The sequence below is a fragment of the Kitasatospora sp. MAA19 genome, assembly GCF_029894125.1.
In the GTDB taxonomy this organism is placed as follows: domain Bacteria; phylum Actinomycetota; class Actinomycetes; order Streptomycetales; family Streptomycetaceae; genus Kitasatospora.
The window spans coordinates 22,136-36,459 of the sequence record NZ_JARXYZ010000041.1 but is presented as its reverse complement, the minus strand read 5'-3'; the positions used below and the strand labels follow the sequence as shown (position 1 = coordinate 36,459).

General features: G+C 68.3%; 13 protein-coding genes, 1 pseudogene and 1 CRISPR repeat array. Of the genes and pseudogenes, 5 read left to right on the top strand and 9 right to left on the bottom strand.

What is annotated here, in order from left to right; all coding sequences use genetic code 11:
- Window positions 1-224 precede the first annotated feature (224 nt).
- Window positions 225-1,286, top strand: a complete 1,062-nt coding sequence (locus tag P3T27_RS35945) for a PQQ-binding-like beta-propeller repeat protein (protein WP_280685510.1) — start codon at window positions 225-227, stop codon at window positions 1,284-1,286.
- A 167-nt stretch (window positions 1,287-1,453) separates the two neighbouring features.
- Here P3T27_RS35945 and P3T27_RS35940 read toward each other — a convergent pair whose 3' ends face one another.
- On the bottom strand, window positions 1,454-2,122 hold the full coding sequence (locus P3T27_RS35940; RefSeq protein ID WP_280685509.1) for a 3'-5' exonuclease: 669 nt from the start codon (window positions 2,120-2,122) through the stop codon (window positions 1,454-1,456).
- A gap of 789 nt (window positions 2,123-2,911) precedes the next feature.
- Window positions 2,912-4,892: a CRISPR direct-repeat array (repeat unit 29 nt; unit sequence GTCCTCCCCGCACCCGCGGGGGTCAGCCG).
- A gap of 46 nt (window positions 4,893-4,938) precedes the next feature.
- The gene (locus P3T27_RS35930; RefSeq protein WP_280685508.1) at window positions 4,939-5,853 is read right to left on the bottom strand and encodes an IS982 family transposase; all 915 of its coding nucleotides are present in this window, start codon (window positions 5,851-5,853) and stop codon (window positions 4,939-4,941) included.
- 70 nt (window positions 5,854-5,923) lie between these two features.
- Here P3T27_RS35930 and P3T27_RS35925 point away from each other — a divergent pair, with 70 nt between their 5' ends.
- A complete protein-coding gene (locus P3T27_RS35925; protein WP_280685507.1) occupies window positions 5,924-6,313 on the top strand; it encodes a hypothetical protein in 390 nt (129 codons plus the stop codon).
- A gap of 138 nt (window positions 6,314-6,451) precedes the next feature.
- Here the strand turns inward: P3T27_RS35925 and P3T27_RS35920 are convergent, their stop codons facing one another.
- Together P3T27_RS35920 and P3T27_RS35915 are read right to left on the bottom strand one after the other, a co-directional pair.
- Window positions 6,452-6,877 carry a transposase gene (locus P3T27_RS35920; RefSeq protein ID WP_280685506.1) on the bottom strand — a complete coding sequence of 142 codons (426 nt, stop codon included), beginning with the start codon at window positions 6,875-6,877 and terminating at the stop codon, window positions 6,452-6,454.
- The gene (locus P3T27_RS35915; RefSeq protein ID WP_280685505.1) at window positions 6,810-7,745 is read right to left on the bottom strand and encodes a helix-turn-helix transcriptional regulator; all 936 of its coding nucleotides are present in this window, start codon (window positions 7,743-7,745) and stop codon (window positions 6,810-6,812) included. Before P3T27_RS35915 ends, P3T27_RS35920 begins: the two co-directional genes overlap by 68 nt.
- On the opposite strand from P3T27_RS35915, the gene P3T27_RS35910 reads away from it, so the two are divergent.
- Together P3T27_RS35910 and P3T27_RS35905 are read left to right on the top strand one after the other, a co-directional pair.
- Window positions 7,744-8,292, top strand: coding sequence for a flavoprotein (locus P3T27_RS35910; RefSeq protein WP_280685504.1), 549 nt, complete (start codon window positions 7,744-7,746; stop codon window positions 8,290-8,292). The two genes, P3T27_RS35915 and P3T27_RS35910, sit on opposite strands and share 2 nt — an antisense overlap.
- Before the next feature lie 349 nt (window positions 8,293-8,641).
- Entirely contained in the window at window positions 8,642-9,277 is a 636-nt protein-coding gene (locus P3T27_RS35905) for a hypothetical protein (protein WP_280685503.1), read from the top strand.
- A 160-nt stretch (window positions 9,278-9,437) separates the two neighbouring features.
- On the opposite strand, the gene P3T27_RS35900 is transcribed toward P3T27_RS35905, so the two are convergent.
- On the bottom strand, window positions 9,438-9,875 hold the full coding sequence (locus P3T27_RS35900; RefSeq protein ID WP_280685502.1) for a hypothetical protein: 438 nt from the start codon (window positions 9,873-9,875) through the stop codon (window positions 9,438-9,440).
- A 206-nt stretch (window positions 9,876-10,081) separates the two neighbouring features.
- Between P3T27_RS35900 and P3T27_RS35895 the strand changes: the two genes are divergently transcribed.
- Window positions 10,082-11,242: a hypothetical protein gene (locus P3T27_RS35895; protein WP_280685501.1), complete on the top strand. Its 1,161-nt coding sequence runs from the start codon at window positions 10,082-10,084 to the stop codon at window positions 11,240-11,242.
- A gap of 303 nt (window positions 11,243-11,545) precedes the next feature.
- Here P3T27_RS35895 and P3T27_RS35890 read toward each other — a convergent pair.
- From P3T27_RS35890 to P3T27_RS35875, 4 genes and pseudogenes are all read right to left on the bottom strand, one after another.
- Window positions 11,546-11,817: pseudogene (locus P3T27_RS35890) on the bottom strand (transposase).
- The gene (locus P3T27_RS35885; protein WP_280685542.1) at window positions 11,814-12,386 is read right to left on the bottom strand and encodes a winged helix-turn-helix domain-containing protein; all 573 of its coding nucleotides are present in this window, start codon (window positions 12,384-12,386) and stop codon (window positions 11,814-11,816) included. Before P3T27_RS35885 ends, P3T27_RS35890 begins: the two are co-directional and overlap by 4 nt.
- A gap of 145 nt (window positions 12,387-12,531) precedes the next feature.
- A complete protein-coding gene (locus P3T27_RS35880; protein WP_280685499.1) occupies window positions 12,532-13,242 on the bottom strand; it encodes a DUF2637 domain-containing protein in 711 nt (236 codons plus the stop codon).
- A 48-nt stretch (window positions 13,243-13,290) separates the two neighbouring features.
- Window positions 13,291-13,440, bottom strand: a complete 150-nt coding sequence (locus P3T27_RS35875) for a hypothetical protein (RefSeq protein WP_280685498.1) — start codon at window positions 13,438-13,440, stop codon at window positions 13,291-13,293.
- Between the last annotated feature and the right edge of the window lie 884 nt (window positions 13,441-14,324).

The following is a 14,324-nucleotide window of genomic DNA, read 5'->3' as shown; positions in this document are numbered from 1 at the left end:
GGATGACGTACATCATGGGGATCTCGGATCAGTCCGCCGCTTCGGATGTCGATGACGCCGGTGGGTCGCGGCGTCGCCCGAGCCGGCGGGCGTTGCTGACGGGAGGGGCCGCGCTCGCGGTGGCCGGCGGCGCCGGGTGGGTGCTGTCGCGGCGGCGCGGCGGGAAGCCGGAGGCGGCCGTCCCGACCGATCCACCGAGGCCGCTGCGGGATTCGCCGACGCCGATGGTGCCCAACCCGGACTCCGGTGCGCCGAAACCGCTCTGGTCGTTCACACCGGACGAAGCCCTCGTGCCCACCTCGATGCTGGTCTCGAACGGGACGCTCTTCACGTTGGGTTCTCATCTGACCGCGGTCGACACCGCGACCGGCACGGTGAAGTGGGCCGGCAAGGGCGTCAACACGCTGTACACGGCCGCCGGAGCCGGGCACGTGTTCGTCGGCTCGTTCCAGGGCGCCACCGGGTACGACGCGGCCACCGGCGCGGAGACGTGGAACACCGTCAACCGCGAGAACAACGCCGACGACCTCTCCAACGTCTACGCGCTCCGTGCCGACGACAAGGTGCTCTACGCGCTCGCCAACGCCAAACCGTACGGGGCCACCACAGCACCGGCGCCGGTCGTACTGGCCTACTCGATCGACACGCACGAGAAGCTCTGGTCCGTACCGATGGAGGTGGGGGAGCGAGCGCAGTACCTCGACAACGCGGCCGTGGGCGGCAATCTCTACTACACCAACGGCAGGTGCGACCTGGTTGCCCGAAGCGGCCAGGACGGTCGGCAGCTGTGGCTCGTCGAGACCGGTGCCACCGACACGATCCCGCCCGCCGTGGCGGACGGCCAGGCCTACTGCCTTGCGGGCAGGAACGCCCTGCGGGCGGTCAGTCTGGCCGACGGCAGACGGCTGTGGGAGGTCGAGCTCGTCGACGGCGCGACCGGGGCGTTCCCGCCGGTGACGGCCGCGAACGGCGTGGTCTACGGCGGGAACGGGACGGCGGCGGTCTGTGCCTGGGACGCGCGGACCGGACGGCAGCTCTGGACCTGCCCGGTGCCCTTCCGACCGTCCGAGACCGAGCCCGTGCTCGTCCAGGACACCCTCTTCGTGGCCGGCCAGGGCATCGAGGGCGTCCACGCGGTGGACGTGAAGACGGGCCGCCTGCGGTGGACCTTCGCCGTGAACACCTACCCGGTGACCACCGAGAACCGGAAGTGGACCCTGGCCACCGACGGCCAACGGCTGCTCGCGAAGCTGGGCTCGACCGTTTTCGCTCTGCCGCCGGAATAACGGCGGCCCGGCCGGGCCGAGCGCGTACAACCGCCCTGCCGAACCCTTCGGCCTCCCGGCCGAACCGCCGAGACGCCGGTCCGTCGAAGGACTCCCGCCTCCGGCTGAAGCAGCTCTTCGGCACGATCGCCGACGGGTCGCAGCGCCTGGCAACGCGGGCCCCGGGGTCAGAACAGGGAGTTCTGCTCCGCCTGTGAACCTGCCGGGGTGAGGCGCTTGGGCTGCAGCCCGGCGGCCATGTCCAATTCGAGCAGGGTGCGCCACCGGCCGGAAGCACACCCCTCGGTGAGCAGCCGGCCGAGGACCTGGCGGGTCGCCTCGACGTCCGGCATGGCCCGGTGCCGGTCCGGGGGCTTGGGGATGTCGTAGTGGCCGAGCAGGTTGTCGAGCCGGTAGGAGCCGAGCCCGGGCAGGACGTGCTTGGCCATGCGCACCGTGTCGAGCAGCGGCGTGCCGGCCAGGACGGGGCAGTGATCACCCTGGTGAGCGATCAGCCCGGCTTCGGTGGGCGCGTGGTGGGCCACCAGCCGGTACGGCGGCGCACTCAGGTGTGCATCGAGTCGGGCCATCACCGCGGAGGCCGGGGCCGCGGTGGCGAGCATCGCGGCGGTGAGTCCAGTCTGCGCGGTGTCCATCGGGGTGACGGGGACGTCGGCGGGCGGCCGGATCAGCTCCTCGAACCGGCCGATCTCCACCAGTCGGCCGCCATCGGCGCGCAGGGCGAGAGCGGCGACCTCGACCGGCTCGGCAGCCCGCCCGGTGGGGGTGAGCGCCTCGAAGTCGATCACGACGAAGGTCGTGTCCAGGAAGCGCGGGTCCTGCATCAACCGGTCCACGCGGCGGCCTCCCGTCGGATCGTCAGCGCCCACTGCCGGACGGCGTGTCGTGCTCGGTGAACGGGGCGGCCGGCAGGGCGTCCACCGTAGCGTGCGCGCGGGAAAGAGGCCGTACTCAGCAGGCGCGCCCGCGCGTTAACTGCCATGAACTCGATCCGAACCGCCCTTGACGCCAAACGGTACGTCAGACCGGGGACGTACCGGCAGGCCAGCCAGGGGGTGGTGCTGCCGGTGTCGTGGTCGACCACGGGCACCACGTGGTAGCCCTGCACGGTACGGGCCGCGCGGACCTCCTGCTGGAACCGGCGCCGGAACCCCCGCGCCCCGGGCGAACTCCTCGCGGATCACCTTCAGGGCAATCGGCTGGCCGCCGCGCGTCCGGGATAGGAAGACGGTCCCCATGCCACCTTCGCCGATCCGACGCAGCAGCGGGTAGCCAGCGACGTCATCCGAATCCCCCGGCCGCAACGGCGTCATACCCTCCTGGTTCTGACTCGTCATCACTGCGCCCGTTCCCCAGTATCGTCGGATAGCCGTCAGTAGCCGCACGATGCTACCCAGCCGGTGTCGGGCGCGAAGACACTCCGGATTCGGCACACTGCAACGTTCGAAGTAACAGGCTCTCCGCGCAGGCGGTCCCAACCACCCACGCGACACGGGCAGGTGGGATGCTTCTCAGGTTCTTTGACACCTCAACAGCTCACATGCGACGTTGAGACCTTCGAACAGCGGCGCACCAAGCTTTGCAAAGAAATGACAAAGCCGCCGCATCGTCCCAGGTCGCGAAGGGTCCTCCCCGCACCCGCGGGGGTCAGCCGGCACGACGGTCGGCTACCACTCCGCCTTCGCTGTCCTCCCCGCACCCGCGGGGGTCAGCCGTGACGATACCTTAGCCCTCCCTCCGCCGTTATGTCCTCCCCGCACCCGCGGGGGTCAGCCGGTTCCTTGACTCCAAGTCAGCCGTGCCCCACGGTCCTCCCCGCACCCGCGGGGGTCAGCCGTCGAGCAGCGGGCGCTGTTCGATCCGGCGGACGTCCTCCCCGCACCCGCGGGGGTCAGCCGTCACCGGGGACGACTTCGGCCCTTCCTGGCCGGTCCTCCCCGCACCCGCGGGGGTCAGCCGCCCGAGCCGCTCGTCCGGCCGACGGTCGCCCGTCCTCCCCGCACCCGCGGGGGTCAGCCGCCCCACACCGACAGACCTGCCGCCCAGCCCCGGTCCTCCCCGCACCCGCGGGGGTCAGCCGTCCGCCCTTGGCGTTCTTGCGGGCCTCGATGCGTCCTCCCCGCACCCGCGGGGGTCAGCCGCCCGTCGACCTCGGCCCGTCCGTGGACGGCACGTCCTCCCCGCACCCGCGGGGGTCAGCCGGATGCGCGCACCCTCGCCCGCGTCGAGGTCCTGTCCTCCCCGCACCCGCGGGGGTCAGCCGGCGGCCCAGCAGGTCCCTTTCTCGCTGCTCGCCGTCCTCCCCGCACCCGCGGGGGTCAGCCGTAGGGGAGGAGGGGAGATGCCGTACAGCGGCAGTCCTCCCCGCACCCGCGGGGGTCAGCCGTGGCCGGCCGCGACGTGGCCGAGTTGGGTGAGGTCCTCCCCGCACCCGCGGGGGTCAGCCGTGGTCCAAGGGGCAGGGCTACCGCATGGTCAAGTCCTCCCCGCACCCGCGGGGGTCAGCCGTACGCCGCAATCTCGGCATATCCGGCCATCGGGTCCTCCCCGCACCCGCGGGGGTCAGCCGCGCGTGACCGAGAACGAGCCCATCGTGCTGGAGTCCTCCCCGCACCCGCGGGGGTCAGCCGAATGGGTGGCACCCGCACTTGCACGTGATTGTGTCCTCCCCGCACCCGCGGGGGTCAGCCGCCTCTGGCCGGGCGCCAACCGCCCCTGCTCTAGTCCTCCCCGCACCCGCGGGGGTCAGCCGCGACTGGAGACGGTGAAGGACGCCGAGGACCTGTCCTCCCCGCACCCGCGGGGGTCAGCCGTGGCGGTCGAGACGATCACCGCTGCCTGGGCGGTCCTCCCCGCACCCGCGGGGGTCAGCCGTAGTCGCTCAGCCGGTCCGGATCGCAGGTAAAGTCCTCCCCGCACCCGCGGGGGTCAGCCCCCCATTCACGCAGCTCGCGGTACCGAGGTCCCGTCCTCCCCGCACCCGCGGGGGTCAGCCGTCGGGCCCTTCGCCGTCGCACGACCTGCCTCTGCCCTCCCCGCACCCGCGGGGGTCAGCCGGGGAGCGTCCCGGTGGCGCTGGTGATGAAGGCGTCCTCCCCGCACCCGCGGGGGTCAGCCGGAGACGCAGCTCTCGTTCCGCCTCACGCAGGCGTCCTCCCCGCACCCGCGGGGGTCAGCCGGCGGCGGGCAACGAGCTGGCCCGCCTCGACATGTCCTCCCCGCACCCGCGGGGGTCAGCCGTGATTCGGCCGCGTCGAGATCACCGACGGCCGGTCCTCCCCGCACCCGCGGGGGTCAGCCGCGCGCGTGCCGCAGCAGGTCTTCGGCGCCGGCGTCCTCCCCGCACCCGCGGGGGTCAGCCGATCATCTCCCATTCCCTCCCAGTGGATCTTGCGTCCTCCCCGCACCCGCGGGGGTCAGCCGGTGCAGGACGGGAAGTCGGGTCCGTCGGACGTGTCCTCCCCGCACCCGCAGGGGTCAGCCGTGGCTGAGCATCACGTTCAACGAGACCGCCATGTCCTCCCCGCACCCGCGGGGGTCAGCCGCTCGACACCGTCTACTACACGGTCCGCCCGACGTCCTCCCCGCACCCGCGGGGGTCAGCCGACGGTTCAGACGACGGTCGGTTTTCTAGATGATCTATTCCAAGGGGTCAGTGATCATAGGCGATCAGTGAGCGTAGGACGGTTTGTCCGGTGGCGTCGTTGTGCCAGATCGCGGCGGTCAGCGCGAGGATGCGTTGCATGACGCGGGCTATGACACCTCCGGGCGTGCGCCCTCGGTGCCGTTCGAGGTCAAGCTGTCCCTTGAAGGTCTCGTTGATCGATTCGATGACCTGTCGCAGCGGCTTGAACAGGGCTGCGCCAGGCCGTTCCCGTTCACCTTTACGGGCAGGCCGCAGCAACTGGACTCCATGCTCGGACAGTTCGTGTTCGAAACCACGGCCGAAGTAGTTCTTGTCGCCGATGAGAGTCTGTCGGGGGCGCTCTCGCAGAAGCTCGCGTTCGGCTGCCAGGAGGTCAAGGAGGGTCTCGCGTTCGTCGGCCTTGGCCCCGGTCAGGGCGAAGGCGATGGGCAGGCCCTGAAGGGTGCAGACCAGGTGCAGGCGCAGGCCCCAGAAGAAGCGGCTGTGGCTGGCGCAGTAGCCGTATTCGGCCCAACCTGCCAGGTCGGAGCGTTTGACGGTCTCGCGGGAGCGGCCGCATTCCACCGGGGTGGAGTCCACGACCCATACGTCGTCGCTCCACACCGAGGTGGTGGTGGCCAGGATCCGGTTGACGCTTCGCATCAGACCGGCGGCCTTGCGCAGCCGCTTGTTGTAGCCGGGCTGCTGGGGCAGGTAGGGGAAGAGGTGGCGCAGGTGGGCACGGGCATGGCGGAGCCATTTGGCCTCGGAGGTGTAGCCGAGTATGGCCTGCATCGTGGCGAGGGTGACCAGTTCGGCATCGCTCAGGCGGGGCGTAATGCCGGTCGGCGGGCGCCACGGCGCCAGGTCGGGATGCTCCTTCAGCATGTCGTCGGTCGTCGCATAGAGTGCTGTCGCGAGGGTGTCCACGTCGTTCGTCACAAAACGATCTTGGACACCCTCGTTCTCGTCTCCGCAGGCACCCCTTGGACCACACCACCAGGTGGAACCAGTGTCATACCCGCATCTGCTCACCCCCGCGGACAAGCTCGCCGACGCGAAGAAGCTGTTGAGCCTCCCGCGTATCGTCGTGATCTGCGGCTCCACCCGCTTCATGACCGAGATGAACGAGGCCGATCTGCGGGAGACCAAAGCCGGAAAGATTGTCGTCAAACCGGGCTGTGACATGAAGTCGCCGCACGAACTTTGGTCCGATCCTGTCGAGGCCGAGGCGCTGAAGGTTCGACTCGACGATCTGCACCGGGCGAAGATCCGGCTCGCTGATGAGGTGCTCGTAGTCGGCGACTACATCGGAGACAGCACCCGAGCCGAAATCGCCTACGCCCGGTCGCTGGGCAAGCCCGTGCGGTTCACGCACCCCGAAGTCGACCCTGACGCCTGACCGCCCGCTGCCACCTCGACAACCAGGGTCGGCAGCCCGCCGCCTGACCGTCTCGCGGTGGCTTCGGCCGCCGCCCACCCCACACCCTCCGCAGGCATCCCTTGGAATTGATCATCTAGACGAGTAAGTCCGATGTGATCAGTGGTCGTAGGCGATCAGAGACCGGGTGACTGGTGCACCGATGCGGTTGTTGTGCCAGATGCCGGTTGCCAGGGCGAGGATTCGCTGGGCGACCCGGACCGCGACGCCTTCGAAAGTCCGTCCGCCGTGTTGTTCCAGGTCGAGCTGGCCTTTGAGGGTGTCGTTGACCGACTCGATCAGCTGGCGGACCTTCTTGAGCAGCGGCTCGCCGCTTCTGCGGCCCTCGCGTTTGAACGAGGGCCGCAGAAGGTCGATGCCCATATCGGCGAGCTCGCGCTCGAACGCCTTCGAGGCGAACCCCTTGTCGGAGATCAGCAGGATGCCCGTCCGCTCGGCGACAAGTTCGGCGTCGACTTCAAGCGTCGCGGCCAAGACTTCGCGCTCGTCGAGCTTCGGGGTGGCCAGTGCCCACAGGATCGGCATACCCGTTGGCGTGCAGACCAGGTACAGGCACAGCGTCCCGCTCAACGCCCGGATCGGCCTGCTCGGCCGTCTGCCGGGCAAGCTCCGCGATCCGGATACCGGTCCGGTACTGGCCGGCACGCAGGTAGGCCAGCGCCCGGCTGTACTGCCTGATCGCCCCGGTCACGGCGTCGGACGCCCGCTCCGCCGCCCATCCCATGCGGTCGAGGGAGATCGACGCGAGGTCCTGGAATCCGAGCTTACTCGCGAGGTCGTAGCCGGAGCGGTACTGCACGGCGAGGGCCTGCCACAGACGCCGATCACCGCTGCTGTGCGCCGCGGTCGTGGTCTCGGTGATCAGGCCGGGCAGCTCGGCCGCCGCGCTGCGCAGATCCGACGCCCGGATCAGGCCGCAGACCCGGTCGGTGTGCGCGACGAGTTCCTCAGCCGGGCGCGGTGCCACGTCCGGGTCGGCTCCCAGGTCGAAGATGTCCAGGGACTCCCGGATCGGCTGGATCAGCCCGTCCAGCTGGTCGCGCCGCAACTCCTCGATGTACGGGCGCCCTTCGAGATCGGCCGTGGGCACGGACAAGGCCCTGGCGATGGAGGCGAGGACAGCCGGGCTGGCCTGCCGCTTGCCCCGCTCGATCTGAGCCATGTGGGATGCCGAGATCCGTGCCTTCAGGGCGAGTTCGGTCTGGGTCATGTGTCGGAGTTTGCGGGTCTGCTTGATCCGCTTGCCTACGGTGTCAGGCGTGAAGTCGGTCACGGCGCGTCCCTTGAGGAGTTTCGGCCTGATGATCCGACGGTAGCGCCAAGTAGTCAGGTGCATCACCGAATTCGGCAGGGTTTGCCGCCGGCCGTCCCCACAGGGTTCGATGACTGCCATGCCCACCACGCGCCCGGTTCTGTATCTCTTCGGCTCCGCTGCCCCGCCAGTCCTGAACATGGCGCAGGTCGTGCGCCACGCCCAGTTCAGGGGATGGGAGGTCTCGCTCGGGCTCACCCCGACTGCGGAGAGCTGGCTCCAGGACGAGCTCCCCAAGCTGAGGCGTCTGACCGGCCATCCGGTGAAGTCCGTGTACCGTCGGCCAGGCGACCCGGACGTACTCCCGCCCGCCGACGCGGTCCTCTTCGCGCCCGCCACGATGAACAGCATCAACAGCCTGGCCCTCGGCATCACGACCTCCTGGGTCATAGGGTTCGCGGCCGAGGCGATCGGCAAGGGAATCCCGCTGACGGTGATGCCGTGCACGAACACGGCGCTGACCGGCCACCCCCAGTTCCCCCGGAGCGTCGCCACGCTGCGCGAAGCCGGCGTGCGCGTGCTGCTCGGCGAAGGAGGCTTCGTCCCGAACGCTCCCGGCCAGGGGCAACCGGAGGCCTACCCGTGGGAGGCCGCACTCGCGGCTGCTGAAGAGTCTGTCCGGCAGTGACTCACACAATGCGGAACCTGGAGTGGTCATCGACATGGTCACTGCTTCCCCATGCCTTCGAGCGGGATGTTCGGGACGGACGGTGGCCGGCCGCTCGAATGGTTGAGCGCGGAAAGGGCCGTCAAGGCCCGGGTCCGGCGGCAGCCGGACTTCCGTGATCGGCGCAGTGACGCCCACTCGGTACGGTGTGCAGCCGACGACGGCGACCGGCCCGGGCGGCGGAAGCGGCACGGATCGTCAGACCGCCGGGGCGAATGCAGCTGGGGTGCGCAACGGCAGCGGTCGAACCGTGTCCACCGGAATCAGGCTACTGCTGTCGATGTCAGCGGCGGGTACTAACGTCCAGAGTATGGGCTTCACCAGCGTTTGGGCGATCACCAGCCACTCGGATTCCTTTATCTCCGACCTGTCTCCCCGGTTACTACCCGCTATGGAGGCAGACCGGTCCCAGCCCCGTACTCAAGAGCGATGGGAACGCTGGCTGCAGGCTCCTCTGCCCGACTACCGGACCTGGTACAGGAGTTCAGGGTCCACGCTGGCCGACAATGCCGCAGTGGAATCGTTCCGGGAGCTCACCGCCCCAGGGCTCAACGTTGACGATATGTGCTGGGGAGAGGCCGATCCGGACTTCTGTGTCATCGACGATGTGTGGACGAATCATCCAGGAGACGGCCTTTTCGCCTCGGCCAATTCCAAGGAGTACGCAATCGCGTCGCTGTTCCATGCCATCGGCCCGGCCCGCGCTTCCCTCATTCCGGGCTGGTGCGGCAACTTCCTCCTCACCTCCGCCCAGGTCCGCCAGACCTTGCCGCGCGTGGAGCGAGCCCTCACCTTCACCGAGGCTGAACGTTCTGCGGCGGATGCTCAGGACTGGCTGCACTACTCGCCCCGAGAGGAGTCTGTCCTTGACGGCCCGCTGCGGCTGTGGCGCGCCGCGGCCGAGATCGGGCTCGGCTTGTGCGGCGTGGCGGTACACGTTTCCTGACTCCCTTGGCCCAACTAGGCTTCCTGGCGGGGGTCTTACGCTCACGCTCTTGGCTTCCCGCTGGTCGGGCTGACGGGCGGCCTTGCTGACCGAGCTTTCGGATATGCGTCCGTGGGCCGGTCTTCGCGCCTCGCCCGCAGAGGTCGAGCAGGTCGTCTTGTCAGCCGCCAGTCCGCAGATCACGCAGGCCTTCCTCGAAGGCCGGGAGTGCGTAGTGCTCGGTGCCGTGCCCTGGCATCTCGAGCTTCTTGAGCTGTCCGCCGACGATGTGGGAGACCAGCGGTACCGGGAGTGCGTCAGGCCATAGGCCGGTGCGCTTGCCCTCCGTGAGCACCCGGCGGAATGCGCCGGTGGATCCCCTCAGGCTTCGGCCGCTTGCTTTCAACTCCTCTGCGGCGCACTCGCCTTCGCCTTCGAGGACCTGGAGGAGGATCTGCTGTGCGCGGGGCGGCAGGCGGTCGAAGTACGAGCGGGCGCGTTCGGGGGTCCAGCGGTCGTCGGGCTCCGCAGTCACGACGGCGGCCGGCATGGCGGCGAGGGCGAGCAGCTTCTCGAGTGCCTCAGGGGTCGGATTCTCTACGGTGATCGTGATCTTCATGGCGGACAGCCTCGCAGCTCAGATGCCTGAACACAAATAAGCACGACAAACACGCCAGAGACGAGAGGAGCCGCTTCGAGCGCTTCTTATGTATCAACTTCTGTATTGCATCCTCTAACTGGATTTAGAGGACGCAACACAGGACCTGGTACAGATAGGCTGTCCCGGACGGATCATCAGCCCGCCACACCGAATGGAGAGCGCCTGTGGACGCGGACGCGGAGAACCTGCCTGCTCTGGTGGAGCGCGCCACCAAGGTGGTGATCGGCGAGCTGGTGGACGACAGTCACGTCCTCGTGCCGTTCGCGCTCGACGGGGTCGACCCGAACGAGACGCTGACCGAGGACGCAGCCGACGACCTCGCCTCCGCCCGGCCGGCACGCACCAGTCAGACCTACGCCGAACAGTGGCGCTACTTCGCCCGCTGGTGCACCGACAACGGCCGCCACCCGGGGCCGCGCACCAGCGAGGCGAACATGGTCTCCTACATCTCCCACCTACGCCGCCTCGGCGGACGCGACGGCACGGGCGCGCCCGTCAGTTCCCTACGCCTGGCGATGGCCGCGATCCGAGACGCCAACGCCCGGGCGGGGTACGAGAGCTGGCCCCCGAAGAAGGCGACCGCCGAACTGATCCGCAAGCAGGCCGCCGACCACGCCCGCACCCGCCGCACCCCGAAATCGAGCCCACCCGTCGACGCCGCCCGCATCGCCCACCTCCAACAGGGCACGACCGCCGACATCCCACTCGCCCGCTGGCGCGACCTGACGATCCTGCACCTCGGCTATCGAACCCGGGCCCGCCGCTCCGAACAGGCGGCCTACCGAATCGACTCCATCGTCTTCGAATACCCGGAAGACGGCACTGAACAGATGGTCGTCGGCAAGCGCACTAGCAAGAACGACCACTGGTCCACCGGCCGCGAGTACGTCATCCGCGACCCGGTGGCGGTCACCGTCGTGCGCACCTACATGTCATTGCTCGCCGAACTCGGCCAAGCAGAGCCGCAATTGCCGCTGCTGCGCGGCATCACCCGGTGGGGCCGGCTCATGCCCGTCCCCGCCTCCGGAACCGGCATGACCGGCCACGCGGTGAACCGCGCCTTCAAACGCATGGTCACCCGCACTCCCGGCTTCGATGCCAAGAACGCCACCAGCCACGGCCTGCGCGCCGGCGTCCCCGCCGACCTCGCCGCCCAGGGCTACAGCGCGGCGGAGATCCTGGTCATCACCGAGGACTGGAAGTCCACCACCATGGTCGAGAAGTACGCCAAGGCCGGCCTCCGCCGCGCAGGCAAGGACAACCTCGGCCGAGCCCAACAGGCCCTCGACGCCCTGGTCGTCCCGCCGCCCCACCGTGACAGATAGGACAGGCAGAACCAGTTGCCCAAGTCGGCGTCTATGTAATTCGAACTATTCTCGGGCAACCAGTCACACGGTGTCGAGAAGGCGGTACGAGGCTGAGTGGTTTCACAGCCTCCAATGATGACTTGACGTGGTCGATGATGGGAACGCTACTTCACCTGTCGATCGTCTCTCGCATCACGCCCCTGCCCCCTGACGTGCTGGATCGGCGATGATCATGACCGTGCGGTCGTCCTCATCACCCCTGGGAAGGTTGGCAACACCAGGACAGCAGGCCATGGACACTGCCCTACTGACTTCGGCGTGTCAGGGTGAGGTTGGAATGTCGAGAGTCAGACCGGTGCCGGCTATGAAGCCGTCGAGGGTGTCGGGTCGGTACTGCAGGCGTTTGAGCCGGTTGCGTACGAGGTCTCGAGGCGGTCGAGGGCGACCACGGCGAGGTTGGCCAGGCTGCGGCGCTTGCCTCTGCCCGCCGGGTGGGTGCGCAGGCGGTGGCACAGCCGGGTGCGGGAGCCGGGCCGCATGGCGATCAGCCCCGCCACCGACAGCCGTCCCGAACGGCGGCCGCTGACCGTCACGACAGGTGTGCGTCCGCGACGTCCCCAGGTGCGTCCTCTGGGCGGACGGCGGGTGAAGCCTGCCTCGTCCTCGAAGCAGATGTAGCCCCCGCAGGCCGCCCGGGCGCTTTCACCTCCGCCCAGGTCGCCTCCTTCCACGCGGTGACGGCCTGCTCGTCCCGCTCGGCGACCCGCCGTGCGGGGACCTGCGGGCTGAAGCCGAGCCGGCGCATCAGCCTCGTGGCGCCCGAGACGCTGTAGGAGACGTGGAACTTCCGGCCGATCAGCGTGGCCACCCGCGCCGCGGTCCACATCTGGTCCTCCACCCAGCCGTGCGCGGCCGGACCCTTCTCCAGATACCCGGCGAGTTTCTCCAGACAGCGCGGCGACAGACGGCACCGCGACCCACCCGAGCCGCGAGAGGCCAGAGCCTGCACACCGCCATCCCGCCACAACTCATGCCACTGGTGAGCCGACTTCGGGCTCACCCGCAGACGCCGTGCCACTTCCGACGGCTCGATCCTCTGCTCGAACAGCTCGGCCGCCTGCATCCGCACCGACTCCCGGCGCAGCCGTCCCTCAGCGGTCAGTCCGCCCCCATCCGCATATCTCACACGCCACCGAATACAGCCACCACACCAAGCCCATCAGGGACTTCGGGAAAATTCACCCCGACGAGCCGAAGTCAGTAAGGCGCAGTCACCGCCAACCCGGCGAACGTTGCCAGTCAGAGCACTAGCGAGATGCCCGGTGTGAGAGTTTCTGCCGAGGATCCTCCTGGCGCATTTGTCGGGTTACGAGCAGCTGGCGCACCATCTGCTGCAAGGACACCACAGCTGTCACCGGCGGAAGGCCCGTGACCACGGCCTCAGGCATTGTGCTGGGCGTGTCGACGATACACAGGAAACTGGCTATACCTGCGAACACCAGGATGACCGTCCAGGAATTCGCCGCCTTTCGTCCTCCCAGAGCGGCCCGCAGAACGGAGAGGGAAGCGGCCATCCACGGCCCGTAGACGACGGCCGGCCAGTACTGGGACAGACCCCTCGGCAGCTGGGAAAGGGCCATGTCCTGCAGAGGGTGATAGGAGATTATCCATCCGAGGATGCACACCACAGTGACGATCGTTGCAGTCAGGAATCCGATGACGGATCCCATGATGTCGGACCGGCGGCGCGCCGGGCGTGCGTGACGCTCCCGGCGGTTAGCGACTAACTGGGGGCGGAAGCCCATGGCCTGCAGGCCGGCTTCCTCTTCGAGCGCTTCCGCATCCGAAGGGTATGACTGCAGGCCTGGATCGGCCCAGCCATTGACGACCGGATAGGACAGGTCGGCGGCCAGCTGCCCGGTGGGCGGCCAGAGGGCGTGGTTGTGTATCACTTCGTCATCGGGGATGAATCCAGCTGCGTAGTAGGGGTTGAAAGCGGTGTTCGTTGACTCGTGCAAAGCAACCCTCCTGTTCGCGTCATCATGGATCTCGACTGGCGGTCTCAATCAGTCGTTCTCTGATCGATACAGCCGCATCGAGAATTCAAACTCGAGCCGACGCAGGATGCGGAAGAGTTCGGCCAGCTGGCGTGAGCAATGCGTCAGCACCACGCGTTCGCCATTCTTTACGAGATAACCACCTTCGAGATCACCCACGGCATTCCTCCGGCCTGGAACGAATAGCCAGTTATCACCGGCACTACAGATCCTGTCTCGCTCCAGCAGCAATGGAACAGGCGGCTTGGCTGTTGGACTCATGCCCCGACAACGATGGGCTAATCACCGAGAAATGTACGGCATCCGGGTGTCCTGAAATATGCTCACGCCGCCCGCGCTCAGAGCTTTTACTCAGGTCACCGAGCTCCTCGCCCGAGCGTGCAGCGGTCCTGCGACTGGCCTTGGAGGGGAGCGATCGAAGCGAGCGTTACCTTCTCCGCTCGCTCGGCTTCCCCACTTTCCAGGCACGGTGGCCGCGAAGGGGGCCAGATACTCTGCGATTCTCCCCAACATGACGCGCCGGCGCGCGGAGCCGCAGGTGGCCAGACTTCGGGCGGACGCACCGTTGCGCCCCTTGCCCGTTCAGCCGGCCGGTTGACGGACGCTCAGGTTGTCTGAGCGGTACGTCAGTTGTGTGTCTCATTTGGGTGACCAGCGACAGGACCGTTTGATGCCGCGCTATGGCCGTCGACATGAGCCGTGGTGGCGATCGACGCAACTGCACCCCACTTGGTGATCAACTGGCAGCCTCCGTGTCGACCCGTGGATGACTGGTGGCGGCGTCCCATCGCGACCGCGGAATCTTCGGCAGACCGTGGGTTTCGACCGTCCCGCCCGAAACCTTCCCCGGCGACGGGAACGGGAGCGTTCGAGCCGTCCGCCGGTCGACTCGAACGAACTTTCCCGCAAGCAGTTGCAGTGGCCCCGGAGATGAGTCGTGTACGAGAGTATTCACACTCTGTTATGAAGCGGGTACTCTTGGTCAAGCCATGGCCCAGTCATGGATCAGCCGCCCGGACTCTGGCAGGTCCGGACGGCTCCAG